Here is a 14,774-nt window from a genome sequence, read left to right as displayed (position 1 = left end):
CTCGCTTTCTGATCCGCCGAAAGGGTCTCCGACCGCGTCAGGCGGAGACGCTCTCGCGATGCCAGCCCGGATCGACGCCGGTGCGCTCGATCCGGCGGGAACGACAGGCCGGGCAGTAGTCGGGCGTCTCGTCTTCGGTTCGGGGGACGTAGACCGCGCCGCCACATTCCACGCACGCGTCGTCGACGACCGTCGTGCAGTCCGCACAGAGGTTGAAGTCGTCGACCGTGAGTTCGCGCAGGGGTTCGAGTTGTTTATCCAAGAGGTACTCGTCGATGACCGCCTGACAGTTGTGGCACGGTTGCATGTCGATCCGATTTGTACCATGTGACCGCATACCAAATACCTGACGCCCGCGGTAGCACTCGCCCGCCACAAGTTTCGATCCCAGTCGCTTTTCGACCAGTCGTCGAACCCCTGTCGCGCGTAGCGCGCTCCGCGGTGGAACATTTACTCGCTCGGCGTCGTATCTACGGTATGCTCGACGTAGGCGAGACGGCGCCGGAGTTCGCGCTGCCGAAAGCGGGCGGTGAGGCGTACAACGATATCGAACCGTTCGCGCTCACCGAGGCGCTCGGCGACGGGCCGGTCGTCCTGGCGTTCTTCCCTGCGGCGTTCACCAGCGGCTGTACGGCCGAGATGTGCACATTCCGAGACTCGATGCACCGCTTCGACGAGCTGGACGCCGGCGTGTACGGGATCAGCGTCGACCTCCCGCCGGCCCAGAACGTCTGGATCATGCGCGAGGAACTCAATTTCCCGATGCTCTCGGACTGGGACCACGAGGTCATCCGCGAGTACGGCGTCGTCGACCCCGAGATGTACGATCTGTTTGAGGCGGCCGAACGGAGCATCTTCGTCCTCGACGACGCCGGGACGGTCACCTATCGGTGGGTCGAAGACGAGGGGGAGACGGACTTCGCAGCCGTGATCGAGGACGTGCGGGAAGCCGTGGCCGAGACAGCACGTCCCTGAGTTCATAGAGGCCGTATCCGTTGGCAGCAGCTGTTCGCAAGAAATATAATATTTTTTATATGTAGTCCCGGGCGGATTCGCGTCGGAAAGGTATTAATCCTAATCCTCTGAAGTCCCGACCAAGCGTGCCATCGGTCAACGACCCGAACAATGATAAAACCCGCCTACAGAACAGACTCGAAGACATCCAAGAGCTCCCTCGGAACGATCGGAAGCTCGTCGAACTCTGGCTAAACAACGAACTCGAATCCTTAGCTGAATCCACACAAGAACGCCACATTGCCCGCCTACTCACCGTCCGCGAACACCTCCGAACTTCACCAAACAAAGAAGACGATGAAGGTGAGGAACTTACTGAAGAGGAAATCGAAGAGCGTCGAATTCCTCTGGGCGAAGCCGACAAATTCGATTGGACAAGCGCAATCAGCCAGATCGCACGCGAACGCGATCTCACCGACGGTTCCAAGCGGAACTACCAGAAAGCAGTTAGATCGTTCCTCGGCGAAGTCGAAAACGACGTACCCGCAAACAAAGACGACATATCCCTCGCAACCGACGACTCTGGCGGGAAAATCGACGAGGACGACATCCTTTCGCCGGAGGAGGTGCGCGTGCTGATTTCGGAAACTAGCAACCGAATTCGGGACAAAGCCATGTTCTCCGTCCTGATTGACCTCGGCCTCAGAATCGGTGCCTTATGCGCTCTACGCGTCCAAGACTTTGAGTACGAGGAGGGAGCAGCTGTCGGTGAAATCAGCCTGAACGAGCAAGCGCTGGGACAGAAAGGAAGTGAAGGGCGCACCCACGTCGCTACTTTCTCTGCTGGCTACGTCCGGTCGTACCTTCGGAACGAGCATCCCCGCCCTGACGATGACGAAGCACCTCTATTCCACAAAATAGGCCGCCATTGGGACAGGAACGATCCAGATGATGACGGTTCCATTTCACCCCCGATTTTCAGACGGAGAATGAAGCGTCTGGCGCGAGATTACGATATCGAGGAGAGCAAACTTCATCCACATAACTTGAAACACGCAGCGGTGACGATTTGGGCACTCAGAGGGATGAGCGACCGAGAAATCGAGTATCGAGCAGGGTGGGCGCGGGAGAGCGGGCAGTTGAAGCGTTACGAGCACTTGACGGGTGAGGACGTCAACAGCCAAATCCTCGACACCTTCGGTATAGAGGCTGAAAACGACGATGCGCGCAGTATCTCTCCGATCGAGAATTGCCCGAACTGCAACGTCTCCGTCGATACCGGCATGCGCTACTGCCCTCGATGCGGTCAACAACTAGAACAGGATATGCGTCCGCAGTGGTTCGTCGATTACCTCGATACGTACGGCGAGGATGACGCGCTCGCCGAAACCCTCCTTGATTCCCCCTCGCAAATCGTTCGAGATCCAGCCGACCTTTCCGAGAGTCTGAAATCGACGCACCAAGACAAGATCGAGAGCGTCGTCGGGCACTCCCTGATGGGTTCTGCCAGCCCTACCGACGATGAGACCGTGCCGATATCACTCCCGTATGCCGGCGATGACGGCGAAACAACAGTCTATGTGCCGTTCGGAACACTGAAAGAACATGGTGGCGACAATCTCGCCGTCAAGCGTACCGACGATGGGCTACACTCACTACTTGACCCAGATGGGAACGTAGTTGCGACGGTAGACCCGCTCGGTATCGACTAAGCGCTACTCACTCTCGCTCGCCGACTCCTTCAGTTCCTCTTCAAGCTCTTCGCGCCCTTTCTTGAACTCGCCAATAGCCTGTCCACTGCTGCGTGCGAGCTTCGGGATTTTGTTCGCACCAAACAGCAACACCGCTAGCAGGAGAATCACGAGCATTTCTGGCCCACCGGGCAATCCGCCAACGAACATTACAGTATTTTGTATCATGATAGAAATTCATTCTTCGTTGCCAATAACCCTGACTGCATAACAACAAATAGTCCCGGACACTGCCGGGAGAGGGGGAGGGGGTATCCAACCGCCAATCGCACGCAAGCGCGCGGCGAGCGCGCACGCGAGCAAGGACGTTAACTCCCAGACTCGGAGTTCTCTCGTCGCTCCCTCGCTTCCTCAACATCCGCCCTACGATGATTCACGCACAGGACAGGGTCATCCTCCGGTGTAATCGCGTCGTTTCCACAAACGTTACCTGAGCGCTTCGAAAGCGCCCAGCACTCCGGCTTTTTATTCACACTCGACCCACTGTCTCCCTCCTCGTCGTCGAACGTGAAGTGACCCTTGTCACCAATCGATTCGTAGTCAATCGCGGTTTCTTTGATGTTTCCGAGCCGGAACAGCACGTTCTTGATTTGCATCCACCCGGCCTGATCCTCTTCGAGACCAGCCCCGATTTCCGCCTTGTACTTGCTCTCCTTGAGACAGAACAGCACCATTCGACGGACGTCCTTCGGGATGTCCTTCCCTGTGTGGCCAATCAGGATCAGGTGGCACTCGTACTTCCGGAGCAGCTTAATGAGGCGAGAGAGCGCCCGGCCAGCGTTGATATCGTCGAACTGGAGGACTTGCGCCGCTTCGTCCCAGAGGAACACCTTCGTCCCGTCCGTTGCTTCCAGCCAGTCTTCGAGTTCTGTCCACGACTGTACGTCGTCGAACGGGTCAGTCGTGTTGTTCGACGCTGCCGTGAGCCCACCGTACTCACTGTGCACCAGCTCACCGCCTTCGATGAGGGTGTAGGCTGTGTCAGTCTTCCCGACACCCGTTGGGCCGGTAGGTGGAGGCGGGGCGTAGATGACAAGATTGAGCATGTGGTCTCTGTCCTGTGGCTTCCACAGCTCCTCCATCTTATCGCGGAAGGTTACCGTGGATGCATCGACGCGATCTTGAGAGATTCCGTTTGCGTGACTCATCACGCTCAAATTCCCGTATTCGACCGCTTTGTTGATCTTCTTCGAAACTGCCTGCATCAGTAGTTCCTGGTAGCGGTCGGTGTCTTCAGCATCCTCTACCGACCGCTTGAACGACAGCAAGTATTCGAGGTCTTGCTGCTCGAGCAGTCCGGCCTCGGCGAGCGCGGGTAGGTCACCACGAGCAAGGGCTTCACGCAGTTCCGCTGACACCCACCGGTCGTCACTACTCATCACGACTCACCCCTTGGGAGGCACCGGACGTGTTGTCGGCAGTGTTCAGGTCTTCCATCTGCCGGTCAACTTCGTCCTCGATAATCTCCACCATCGTTTTGCCGTCCTCAAGCTCTCGCAGCTCGGGCACAGCGTCCATCACTTCGTCCTTAATGCCTGAACCGCCGTTGAACAGGCTCGACTCCATCGAGTGGTCAGTCAGCTGTTTGTGATGGCGGTGTTCGGCGTTCCGGCCAATCTTCTCGATGTTCGAGTAGATCTTCTCGCCAATACGCGCCCACACGTCGTTCCGACGCCGATTCTCTTCGATACGATTCCGATCCTGCACGATTTCAGCGTCGTCGGCTTCACCGAGCCACGACCCTGTAGCCACGTACCCACTCGCGTCGTCAGGGACGTGTTTGGCGAGTTCTTCGTGCTCGTGACCTTCGGGAGGGTTCTCCGGGATATCGTCGGTGTGCTCGAAGTCAACAACGACGTAGCACATTCGGTTACCAACGGCGAACTCGTAGGGTTCACCGGAGACGATATCGACGTCGTCCCAGAGGTCTGGCGCACCCGTGAACACTCGGATGATGTCCTTCTTCGTGACGTTCACCCGGATAACGAACACTTGGGGAGGGTTCCAGAGTTTCTTCACGAACGCAATCATGTACGGAGCGCTGACGATGCCGATCCCGATTGCAGAGACGATCAGCACCTTCATTTCGTCGCTGATGACGATTTTGTTCCCAAGGAGAATCCACACCCCGAGGAATATCATCGCCAAAGCGACGAGCGCCGCACCTGAGCGGATCTTTGTTTGCTTCAACCCAGCTTTCGCTCGGTCTACGCGAAGCGTCTCCAGCACTTCTTCTCGCGTCGGTGTCGGTTTCTCTCGAATCATGGTTTGTATTCCTTGAGGACGTCAGTCCATCCATTTTGCAGCTTACGCCACCGGTAGTAGGCATACAGCGTCGCTACGAGTAGTGACCCGAGGGAACCACCGAGGGCTGCCATATACAGGAGCGACGTACGGAGACCATCCTCGAGGAACGGCTCCCCGGGGTTGGACAGGTAGTCAAGGTCAGCACTCGTTCCGACCGTGAGCGTCTTGTCACCTGATTCCTCGGCGGCCTGGATACGGATAACGTTCCGCCCAGAAGACAGCGTCTCTTGGACGTACGTGACGTCACCAGACCCGGAACTCTCGATTGAGTTGGTATCGACGACAGTGACCTGCTGTGGGCGTTCTGAGTCGATTACAATCGTGACTACGTCGCTATCCCAGTCTACCGCAACTACCTCTGTCGCTGGGTCTACGCGGTGGTAGAACCTTGGGACGCACTCTTTCGTCGTGGTGTCTCCGTTGTTCACCGTGACCTGAATGCAATCTTGGCCGCCAGACGCTGCATCGGAGCTTGTCGTCGATTCTCCGCCAGGAATTTCGTCTTTCACTTGTTCTTGAACCGATTCGCCTGTCGTTTCCGTCGTTTGTGTCGTGCTAGCCGAATCTTCTCGCGGTGTCTCTGCTGGAGTAGACGTTGCTGTCGGCGTCGAAGTCGCAGTCGTCGTACTGTTGTTGGAGGGCGCCACAGTCGTCGTGTGTTCGTCGCCTGCGACAACGCCAGTCGCACCGCTCACCGCCAAAATCGCTAGCACAATCACTACATATTGCTTGCTTACGTTCATACGTATCACCAAAAATCAACCCGTTTAGTGGGTCATGCTGGGGAAACCACCCCCTTGGATCGTCCCGATAATCATGTCGATAGCCGGGATGCCGAGTATCTCGGCCAGCACGACCAACCCGACAATCAGGATGATCGGCTTCGCCGCGTCAAGCAGCGACCCCAGGATATCGAACACGAACGGGAGGAGGAACCACATAGCGTGTTCACCTCGTTAGTCCCGTGCGAACACCAGGAGCGCGCCAGCGCCGATAATCGCTACACCGACGCCGAGCAGTTGCTCTTGGCTCAGGGAGGTGCCTCCGTCAGTGCTACCACCACCGCCGGAGTTCGCCTCGTAAATCAGGCCGTGGTTGACCTGCGTGGCGTTCCCGTGGAATTCGACCTTGTAGGCGTCGAACGTGCGATTCCCGTCACCGACGTCGGCTTCAACGAGCGTGGTGTCGCTACCAACCGTGACGGTTTTCGTGGTGAGTTTCGTCGTGTTGCCGTCGGTCTGGTTGATACCGTGCACCGACAGCTCAACGGTTCCACCGTTACTGGAGTTGTGTGCTTCGACGAACGCACTGTAGACGGACTCACCGTCCGTGCGGTTGAGTGTCCACGTCTGCTTCGCGGTGTTCGGGTACGCATCGTTACTGTCAGCGATACCGTCACCGTCAGCATCTGCCATGTATTCGATGCCGCGACCACTGACCGTTGCCGGGCCGTGCGTTTCGATCTGGAAACTCGATGCGTTCACATCGGAGACATCTGTACTGACAGTTGTGGTTGTGGCCGTGTCGATGTCCTTGGACAGCAGCTGCGTTTCGTACGTCCCGTCACCGTCAGTGTCTGCCGACATACTGACCGTCGCATTCCCTGTCGAGGAGTCGAAAGTCGCCGTGAGGTTGTCCGGGCTTTGATCAGCAGTCCCGTCACCGTCAGAGTCGTACACAGCGTCGTGTGTGGTTGTGAACGCAGCGATGGACGGGTACTTGTCGGCACTGTTGAGGTAGCCGTCGTCGTCACTGTCGATGTCAACAGGCACTGCGAGGGAGTAGGACGTGCCGTTGTGGGTGTAGTAGACGACCATCGTCCCGGACGTCATTGAGTCACCCGGATGCGGCCCGTTGGTGAACTCCGTCTCCGTGCCGGCACTAATCGTTGTTCCGGGTTGGATACTGGAGACGACGTTCCCATTTGAGTCTTGGAATTCGACCTTGTCGATGGTCGCGTCGTAGGTACCGCTGTCTTCACTAATTCTGTACTTGATTTCGTGTGTCGAAGGATCACCGTCGGCAGCCGACGCGTCTGCAACAGACACGCTAATTTGGCTGTCCGAGGCGTTCCCTGCTTCTGTCGTGTAAGTCGTTACTGCTGCACTCGCGACGATCGCCATCGACACCACGGAGAGCGTGATGGCGACGACGAGTACGAGTGCGGTGATCTTCTGTGAGTTGTGTTTGTGAGTCATTTTAGTTGTTACCTCCATTGAAGAGATACGCAAGCACTCCCAGACCGCTCACTCCGGCAGCAAGCCCGAGCAGCTGGTCTTGGGAGAGATTGAATCCGTTACTGCTGCCTGAACCACCGCCAACGGTCGCGTTGGTCTGGTTCAGGTCTTGTTGCGCTTTGAGAATCTGCCGCAGCTGCTCGTACAGCCCGGCGGTTGATCTCGTTTGGACGTTGTACGTTCCTGCGGTGACGTTCGTGATTTCCTGGTTGTCCGAGTTCCACATCTTCTCGATTGTGAATTCGTCACCCTTGTCCATCGACAGAATGCCACCGCCGTCGTCTTTCGATTTCGCAAAGACGTACTGGCCGTCTCGACTGACGGAGTACGTCTTCCCGGTCTTCCATGTGACCGAGGTCGATACCTTCGCGGTCACATCAACTTCGATTGACCCCGACCCTTCTGTGACGGAGCCGATGTTGCTGCCGTCGCTGTTGATGACGACGTTCTCGTTCCCTGATTGCCAGGAGATCGAGTAGTCGTCGCCTTCGCTCAGCGTGGTCGAGGTTCCGGAGCTATCGACGTGCCGTACCGTGTACCCGGTACGGTGGTCGAAGTACTCCGAATCGTGCGAGAGAGCGAGCCGGTCACTGAACGTCCAGGAGTCGATGGTTTTGGTTTGCGTCTTTGACGCAGTCATCGTGTCCGGGTCAGCCAGCAAATTCCCTGTGAGGGTCGAGGTAGTCTGGTCGCTGGCGTCGTAATAGCTGATTTTGAACGTCTTGGAAAGGTCACTGCTGTACCCTTCCATCGCAGCCATGAACGCCGCGTACCCGTGGTGGCCGGTGTCGCGCCACGATTGGGCGCTGTTCTGCGCGGCCATGTACGGGTCGATGATATCGTCTGGCTCGATTTCACCGTTCTCGTACGCCTCGTAGGCGTTCTCGCCCATGGTCTGCATCTCATTGGCGAGGGTGATGTAGCGCTCTCGCAGAATGGAGGCGACGTACATCGAGAGATGCTGGCTCTCGCCAATCAGCACGTCGCCGATACCGTCGAGGTTCTCGACGACTGCGAACGGTTGAATCGCCGGATTGTTCGAGTCGTAGGCGTCGTACTCGAACCCGAGAATGTGACCGCCGTTGTTGTCCCACTGATACTGATGCTGGTAACGGAGGGAGTATTCGCCTGTATTCGTGTCCGGTCGTGGATCGGTGATGTGATCACTCAGATCCGACCCGTCGCTAAGTGAGACGCCGTGGAAGTACGGGTGTACGTAGTACCCTTTCAGGGCACTGTCGTGCTGTGCACCGGTGCTGATTGCCTTCGTACTGAAGGTCTCGCCGTTCATCAGCGTGACATCCACGTCAGAGAGACTGTGCAGGTCTTCGTTCAGGTCACCGTCTGTGTCGGTGTAGAACCAGATGTGAGGGTCACTGATACCCTCATGAGTGACTTGCAGGTCTCGAATCGAGTGCAGTTTCGCGTAGGCTTCCTCGAGCGCGACGAGGAAGTTCTTCTCGAACACTGCCCCGGCGTCGAACGTCGCTTGCCGGGCTTTCAGACCGGACGTGGATACTCCGGCGTCGTTCTGCATTGCCTCGTATACGGCCCATTTGGCGTCAGCGACTGCTTTGTGCTGACCCAGCTGAATCGAGTTGTAGTTCTCTTTGATGAGCGCTTGTAGGGTGCGCTTGATTTGCTGCACGTACGCGTAGTGGTCGAGTTCCATCTGTTGCGCCGTGCGTTCGCTGATTTCCTGCTGGTATTGACCGTACAGGAACTCGCCGGCTTCCTTGGCGATTGGGCCGATGGCGGTGTATCCGAGTGCTTTCGCGGATGCGGTGGCGTTGTCGCCGCCGAATCCGAATCCGTCAAGCCAGTCACCATCACTGTCGCTGGTGGACGTGGTGGTGCTTTCAGCAGCAGCGGTTCCGGAGGCTACGCCACCGGTCATTGCGGCTGCTGATGTCACACCGACGCCTTTCAGGAAGGTTCGGCGGTCGGTTCCGCGTTCGTTTTCGTTGGTCGATTCACTATTCATAGTTCGATTCACCCGAGGTAGGAAATGCTGCCTACTGCTGCGGTGTAGAGCACGAACACTGGCAGGCCAATCATGTCGCTGCCGGTGATTGCGCTCTGTACTTCGGGTACCCAGGAGCTGATGACCATCACGAACAGTGTCGCGCCGAGGAGGGCGCGTTGTTCTGTTGCGAGGTCTGTTGGGTCGAGTTCGTTCGTCGCACCGATCACCACGATGGAGATGATGCTGACGAGGAACGCAGCGGTGACTTCGAACCCGACGAGGGTTGTGAGGACTGCGCTGAAGTCGAACCCGAAGAGGGTGAATGTGCCGATGCCTGTCGTGAGGACGCCCATTAGCGTGTAGATGGCGATGAATGGGACGTCGATTCCGTCGATTTGTTTGCTTACCATGTTTTGTTCTGTTGTTTTGGCCGACTGAGTCTCGCTGTGTTCCGTCAGTTTGGAGGGCTGTCGGAGCGGGGCGACTGTATCAACATTTCAAAAGAGTATCTGATTGAATTAAAGGCTTATGCGTAGGTAATAGAACTGGGTGGTAATCGTCGTCGACAACGGTTTGGTAAGACTCGATTCGACCCCCTCGAACCAGTATCAGCGGTCTTTCAAATCAAAATATTATAACCCCACAGCACCCGCACCGCAGAAACCGCCCGGCTAGTACTCGCTACCAATGTGACAGGGGCAAAACACCGCGTAGATCGGGAGATTCTGCCGAATTGAGCGCTCGATGTGGTCGCGACAACGGTAGTGACGGCGCACCATCTTTAAATACGACCTGCTGAACGTGCGATATATTCGCAGAACAACCCTGTTCCTCCCAAATACACCCCGAAGTCACGTCGCTACATTTGTTGCCGATTTCAATATACCGTTGATTAACCCGGAATCTTCGGAGAACGACGCCCGTTCTCGAAAATACTCGCGCGGATCACCGCCAAAACCCGCTCAAATGGAACCAAGGAATAGGGTACCATGCAGAAATACAGACTGGAAACGACGGTGTCCACCAGAAGCCAAGGGGGTACAGACGCGAGCCCCAAACGCTACATCAAATAACTGAAAAGAACTAGCCGGCGAACGTCAGTCGTCGGCCTGAACGAAGTCGCGCAGATCCGCCGTCACACCGACAACACTCTCGTCACCATCACCGCCAAGGTACAGCATACCCTCGTCGAGCAGGCGGTCGAGGATTTCATCCACACGGTCACCTTCCATCGGATGTTCCTCACCCTTGATAGCTGCGCGCTTGACACCAGTCATAATCCCGTCTGAGAGCTCCCAGACGGTGCTTGCGACCTGATGTTCGATGCCACTGGAATCAGACGGCGTCTCACCAGTGTTGTCAGACTCGCTCTGAGACGCTTCTGACGAGCTTTCCTCAGTAGAGGTAGTGTCTTCCCCAGAGCCATCGTCGTTATCGTCGCTACTGTCCGATGAACTGTCTTCATTGGCAGGATCGTCGTCAGCGTCTGGCCCATCCGTGTCTGTTTCACGGCCACCATCAGCCACGGCATCCATGGCCTGGTTCTCTCCCGCATCAGCGTGCGACGTGTGACCAACGCCTTGCTGGATGGTCTCCGCTTCGGTCACTCCCTGCACGACCTCGAGCTGGATGGCGTCGTTATACGAGCTGACCCGCACGTCCTTCAGCACGTAGTACTCGTCTTCTTCAAGCGAATCGTCGAGACTCGCCCCCATCCAGTCAACGATATCGACCGTTCCAGTCGCGTCCGACACCGCCCCTTGCTCGGTTGGGCCACTCTCGCTCATGGGTTCACGCCACGACAGGCACTGCACCGTAACTGTCGCATACGGATTCCCGCTCGTCGAAAGTTCTGAGATAGGCGTCGCAGCCGCCTCAAGCGACTGCTCTTCAACGACCGGTTCGTCCCCCAACCCGAACGCTCTCAGGTTGAAGTCCAGAGTGTCCGCAGCGTGTTCTGGATCAATGCGAGCGCAGCGGTTCAGTGGCGGCGTCACCTGCGAGTGAGTAACGACGTAGCTGTCGTTCTTATCCGCGTGTTCTTGCATATGGTCACGATAGTCAGAAGCACTGTTCAACAAGTCAACACCGGTGATATCATGGTCACGGGCGTATTTCGACACCGCATCATGCACAGACGGCAGATGGAACGCCAGTTGTTCATCTGGCGCACCTTCATTCACCACCGTATAGTGCGTCCCTCGCTCAAGATAATCTGCCTGCGAAGCACGGGAAGCGAGCTCAATGAAGTCATCGAGGTGGTTCTTCCGACCATCTTCGCGGGCACCCATTTCGTCTGCACTGTAGAGAATCGCTTCATCAAGCTCGTCAGGGGATGGGATAACATCCGCAGACGCATCGGCTTCCTCAGCCATCGATTCTGCGAACTTCTCAGCAAGCGTGATACCGAAGTGAATCGTCTGAAGCCCTTGACGTGGCAGTGACTCCATTCCCTCGATACCAGCGGTCTCCAAGAGATCGGCAACGTGTTCCTTCGACTCCCGCCAGAGAGAACGGAGTTCGCTCTCATCGAGACTGAGAACAAACTGGATGTATGCGAACGCGTGCTGCGATAGGTCGCGTTCCTGAGGATAGCGCAGATCGCCGCTCTCACCGCGATAGTCCTTGCCGGTGAGCTTCGAGAACGCGATGTTCATCTCAGAGCCTTCTTCCTGCACGTTCTTCAGGAACCGTGTCACGATACTCCGCCGTTCTTCCGCAGACCCTTGCAGACGCTGCTCCCCCGACACCATAACAGGAGCCTTCACTGGATACTGGTTGGTCGTCTGACTTTGTGTCCCCCGTGATGCTTGGTTCCCCTTAGTTGCATCACGCAGCAAGTTCTGGAACCGGTCAACCTCGTAATCCTTCAGGTCTGACGGCTTGTACTCGTCAAACCACAATGGCACCGAGCGAGTGGACGAGAACGACTGCACCATCGCAAATTTCGTGTCGTCAACCTTCATCGGTTCACCATTCAGCCCCACCATCTCTGACAGAATACTGAGAGAGGTTGACTTTCCACTCCCTGTTTCGCCCGACACGTGAACAGAATTAAACTCGCCTTCCCAGGACTGGATGTAGGGGCGTACGGGAGTCGTATACAGCCAACCAAGCACAGGGAGGAACCGCTCAGTGTTCCGCATCGACGTCACAAGGTCGATGATATCCAGCACTTCATCGGCATCGTACTCCGTGTGCGTGTCCGGGTCGAGATCCCAGGATGCTTCCGGGGTCGAACCACCGTCAATCAACACCGATTCAGGGTCGTCCGTCCAGCCGCCTTCGGTCAGGACACCGTTCGGAGTCAGGAATTCACCTGTTTCCGGGTTCAGTCCCAGGTAATTCACGCCCTGCCGAACGGGAGCATCTTGGGAGCCGACAAGCTTCCGCAGTTCATCGAGGTGGTTGCGCTTAGCACTCCCGCTCCATGTGGTCGTAATCCCGGTCACAACGTTGTTCTTGAATTTCCGAACGTCGTTGAACACCGTCGCCGGTACCGTCACCTCGTAGCTCTCCTCGCCAGTCGAGGGAATCACGCGCAGTTCGATCAGGCGCTCCCCCTCCTCGAACAAGTAGGAGAGAGCCTCAAGGCGGAAGTTCGCCACCTCACGCCAAACATATTCTGTTGACCCGTCGTCGCGCTTGACTTCATCGTACCAACCGCACGTGTTCCCGTCGAACTGAAGGTCACTCGCGGAGTGGAACCCTTCACTCGAACCGCCCGACGTGCCAGACGTCTTCGGGGAAGGAGCACTACCGTGGTACTCGATACTACACGTACACGACTCGCCAGCGGCGAGAATCCCGTGCTCGCGCAGCGTACTGATGGCCGGCGGCACCAAAGCACCGTTATCCAGCTTCCGAGCCAGTTTCTTCAGATGGTCGCGCGTCAGCTGCTCGTCGAACTCAGTACCGTGCGGCGCGAACTCCCCGAAGTGCTCAGTCACATCATCGACACTGTAGCCAGCGGCGAGCCCGAGCATACCCGCGAACGTGTCGATTTTGAACGCGTTCGGGTGCTCCTCACGCGCTTCTGAGGAACGGAATGAGAGCGCCGAGTAGTAGCACGTCGGCATCTCGTCAGGCGCTTCTCCGCGCTCGAAATCAACGTCGAGCGGGTCGCTTGGGTCGTGCTCGCCGATAGGTTCACCACCAATATTGACACGGTCGAGCACCTCACCCACAGAGAAGAACACCGGGATTTCGGTGTCGTTCACCAAATCATAGTCTGAGCCTTCACAGCCAGGGATGTTGCGGGGTGCCACAACGTGGGACTTCGTTGCACTACCCTGAAGGTCGATCCACGGGTGTACAAGGTCAATATCTGCTTCCTTCACTGATTCGTGAAGCGCGAAGTAGACGTGCACTCCACCGTTTTGCGACTTGACGATCGGTGTATCCTCTGCATCAGTAACGACGATGTCGTCTACATCGTAGTCGTCCGATTTGTGAATGTCAATATCCAAGATGAACGTGTACCAGTCGTGACCATCAGGAGCATCGATACCGACGACCCCCCATTCATCATGATCTGACTCGCACACTTCTTCGTGCATGTACACATCGTCTGCATCCTCGAAGTCCTGCGAATATCCACCCCACGCGTCAATGGGCTGTTTCTTACCGTCAGCAACGCGGATGTACCGCAGTTCGTCGTAGTTGAAGTCGAGATCGGCGTCGGCACCGCCGTCGGTCACCACGCGGTGACCGGTTTGTTCGTCTGTGTTGGTTGTTGTCGATTCGTCTGTGTCGTGCTGGGAGACGCTAAAGTCCCCCAGGGAGGTTTGTGCGTTCATATTCCATCACCATGAGGCGTCGTCACGGGGAGTGCAGCCCCGCTGACCTCACTTACCATCAGGTATTCCCTGGGAGCATAAAACACTTAGGCAGATTGACCTGTCCTTCCAGTGTACACCTTCGCTTCCAGTGTACACTCCCACTTCCAGTGTATCCAGTCTGACCGACTGTGAACCGAACTACGCGTTTAACACCCCGGTGTTAAATCAGAAAGCGCAAGATAGCAGACGGATTCGACCCCCAGTTAACGCATTTAACACCAAATCTGAACCCCGTGTAGGTACAGAGAGAAACAGAGAGCGAGACAGAGACAGAGAGTCGGACGAGAACTCATACACACCCCTCTCAGTTGGTGTTAAATGTGTTAAATGCGTTAAGACCGCCTCGCCGCCTGGTGGTTTTGAGTTTAACACCTCCCCGATTCTCGGTGTGAACTGCGTTAAATCAGTGATAGGGATACTGACTTAACCCGTCAACAACATATGTTCAGTCGGGACGACTGATCGTCGTTCCAGGCCCGTCGTCAGAAAAGATGATTCCATCACCATGAGGCGGGCACCCTGGGCGGGAGTAGTGCCCCGCCCGACTCGATACGTAGTAGAGGCGTCTGTACGGTGTATGAACCGTCGATATCGCCCCTGCCTTTAAGTGCGCGGAAGTGTTACTTGATAGTGAAGTGGGTTAGCCGCTTCGCATCACCATGATGCGTGCTTGGTGGGAGTAGTGCCCCACCGATTTCTCGTTTTGACTCAACTCGCT

12 protein-coding genes are annotated in these 14,774 nt (G+C 56.7%); 2 read left to right on the top strand and 10 right to left on the bottom strand.

The features are described from left to right. Nucleotides 1–37: 37 nt before the first annotated feature. The gene (locus tag ABDZ81_RS14845) at nt 38–307 is read right to left on the bottom strand and encodes a DUF7571 family protein (RefSeq protein WP_343774790.1); all 270 of its coding nucleotides are present in this window, start codon (nt 305–307) and stop codon (nt 38–40) included. Nucleotides 308–477: 170 nt separating this feature from the next. Between ABDZ81_RS14845 and ABDZ81_RS14840 the strand changes: the two genes are divergently transcribed. Continuing rightward, nucleotides 478–975: a redoxin domain-containing protein gene (locus ABDZ81_RS14840; RefSeq protein WP_343774789.1), complete on the top strand. Its 498-nt coding sequence runs from the start codon at nt 478–480 to the stop codon at nt 973–975. 125 nt (nt 976–1,100) lie between these two features. Beyond that, nucleotides 1,101–2,666: a tyrosine-type recombinase/integrase gene (locus ABDZ81_RS14835; protein WP_343774788.1), complete on the top strand. Its 1,566-nt coding sequence runs from the start codon at nt 1,101–1,103 to the stop codon at nt 2,664–2,666. 3 nt (nt 2,667–2,669) lie between these two features. Here ABDZ81_RS14835 and tatA read toward each other — a convergent pair whose 3' ends face one another. The 9 genes from tatA to ABDZ81_RS14790 form a co-directional block, all read right to left on the bottom strand. Further along, nucleotides 2,670–2,855, bottom strand: coding sequence for a twin-arginine translocase TatA/TatE family subunit (tatA, locus tag ABDZ81_RS14830; protein WP_377073875.1), 186 nt, complete (start codon nt 2,853–2,855; stop codon nt 2,670–2,672). 158 nt (nt 2,856–3,013) lie between these two features. Then, nucleotides 3,014–4,084, bottom strand: coding sequence for an AAA family ATPase (locus tag ABDZ81_RS14825; RefSeq protein WP_343774787.1), 1,071 nt, complete (start codon nt 4,082–4,084; stop codon nt 3,014–3,016). Further along, nucleotides 4,077–4,970: a hypothetical protein gene (locus ABDZ81_RS14820; protein ID WP_343774786.1), complete on the bottom strand. Its 894-nt coding sequence runs from the start codon at nt 4,968–4,970 to the stop codon at nt 4,077–4,079. Before ABDZ81_RS14820 ends, ABDZ81_RS14825 begins: the two co-directional genes overlap by 8 nt. Beyond that, nucleotides 4,967–5,755 (bottom strand): DUF8063 family protein, encoded by a 789-nt coding sequence (locus tag ABDZ81_RS14815; protein ID WP_343774785.1) that lies wholly within the window; start codon nt 5,753–5,755, stop codon nt 4,967–4,969. The genes ABDZ81_RS14820 and ABDZ81_RS14815 overlap by 4 nt, the downstream gene beginning before the upstream one ends. 24 nt (nt 5,756–5,779) lie before the next feature. Continuing rightward, nucleotides 5,780–5,953, bottom strand: a complete 174-nt coding sequence (locus ABDZ81_RS14810) for a hypothetical protein (RefSeq protein ID WP_343774784.1) — start codon at nt 5,951–5,953, stop codon at nt 5,780–5,782. A gap of 15 nt (nt 5,954–5,968) precedes the next feature. Further along, complete coding sequence (locus tag ABDZ81_RS14805) at nt 5,969–7,210, bottom strand: hypothetical protein (protein ID WP_343774783.1); 1,242 nt, start codon at nt 7,208–7,210, stop codon at nt 5,969–5,971. Between the two features lies 1 nt (nt 7,211). Next, nucleotides 7,212–9,233 (bottom strand): twin-arginine translocation signal domain-containing protein, encoded by a 2,022-nt coding sequence (locus tag ABDZ81_RS14800; RefSeq protein WP_343774782.1) that lies wholly within the window; start codon nt 9,231–9,233, stop codon nt 7,212–7,214. Nucleotides 9,234–9,241: 8 nt separating this feature from the next. Further along, nucleotides 9,242–9,625, bottom strand: a complete 384-nt coding sequence (locus ABDZ81_RS14795) for a DUF8023 family protein (protein ID WP_343774781.1) — start codon at nt 9,623–9,625, stop codon at nt 9,242–9,244. 687 nt (nt 9,626–10,312) lie between these two features. Beyond that, a complete protein-coding gene (locus tag ABDZ81_RS14790) occupies nt 10,313–14,014 on the bottom strand; it encodes a hypothetical protein (protein ID WP_343774780.1) in 3,702 nt (1,233 codons plus the stop codon). Nucleotides 14,015–14,774: the final 760 nt, after the last annotated feature.

The sequence above is a fragment of the Natronoarchaeum mannanilyticum genome (assembly GCF_039522665.1).
Classification (GTDB): Archaea; Halobacteriota; Halobacteria; order Halobacteriales; family Natronoarchaeaceae; genus Natronoarchaeum; species Natronoarchaeum mannanilyticum.
Note: the sequence above shows the minus strand (reverse complement) of the source record. Positions and strands in the feature narration are given on the sequence as shown.

What these genes read in the sequence shown, in the direction of transcription:
- ABDZ81_RS14840 (WP_343774789.1), top strand. Translation starts at nt 478, where the DNA reads ATGCTCGACGTAGGCGAGACGGCGCCGGAGTTCGCGCTGCCGAAAGCG.
- ABDZ81_RS14795 (WP_343774781.1), bottom strand. Translation starts at nt 9,625, where the DNA reads ATGGTAAGCAAACAAATCGACGGAATCGACGTCCCATTCATCGCCATC.
- ABDZ81_RS14815 (WP_343774785.1), bottom strand. Translation starts at nt 5,755, where the DNA reads ATGAACGTAAGCAAGCAATATGTAGTGATTGTGCTAGCGATTTTGGCG.
- ABDZ81_RS14790 (WP_343774780.1), bottom strand. Translation starts at nt 14,014, where the DNA reads ATGAACGCACAAACCTCCCTGGGGGACTTTAGCGTCTCCCAGCACGAC.
- ABDZ81_RS14805 (WP_343774783.1), bottom strand. Translation starts at nt 7,210, where the DNA reads ATGACTCACAAACACAACTCACAGAAGATCACCGCACTCGTACTCGTC.
- tatA (WP_377073875.1), bottom strand. Translation starts at nt 2,855, where the DNA reads ATGTTCGTTGGCGGATTGCCCGGTGGGCCAGAAATGCTCGTGATTCTC.
- ABDZ81_RS14845 (WP_343774790.1), bottom strand. Translation starts at nt 307, where the DNA reads ATGCAACCGTGCCACAACTGTCAGGCGGTCATCGACGAGTACCTCTTG.
- ABDZ81_RS14825 (WP_343774787.1), bottom strand. Translation starts at nt 4,084, where the DNA reads ATGAGTAGTGACGACCGGTGGGTGTCAGCGGAACTGCGTGAAGCCCTT.
- ABDZ81_RS14820 (WP_343774786.1), bottom strand. Translation starts at nt 4,970, where the DNA reads ATGATTCGAGAGAAACCGACACCGACGCGAGAAGAAGTGCTGGAGACG.
- ABDZ81_RS14810 (WP_343774784.1), bottom strand. Translation starts at nt 5,953, where the DNA reads ATGTGGTTCCTCCTCCCGTTCGTGTTCGATATCCTGGGGTCGCTGCTT.
- ABDZ81_RS14800 (WP_343774782.1), bottom strand. Translation starts at nt 9,233, where the DNA reads ATGAATAGTGAATCGACCAACGAAAACGAACGCGGAACCGACCGCCGA.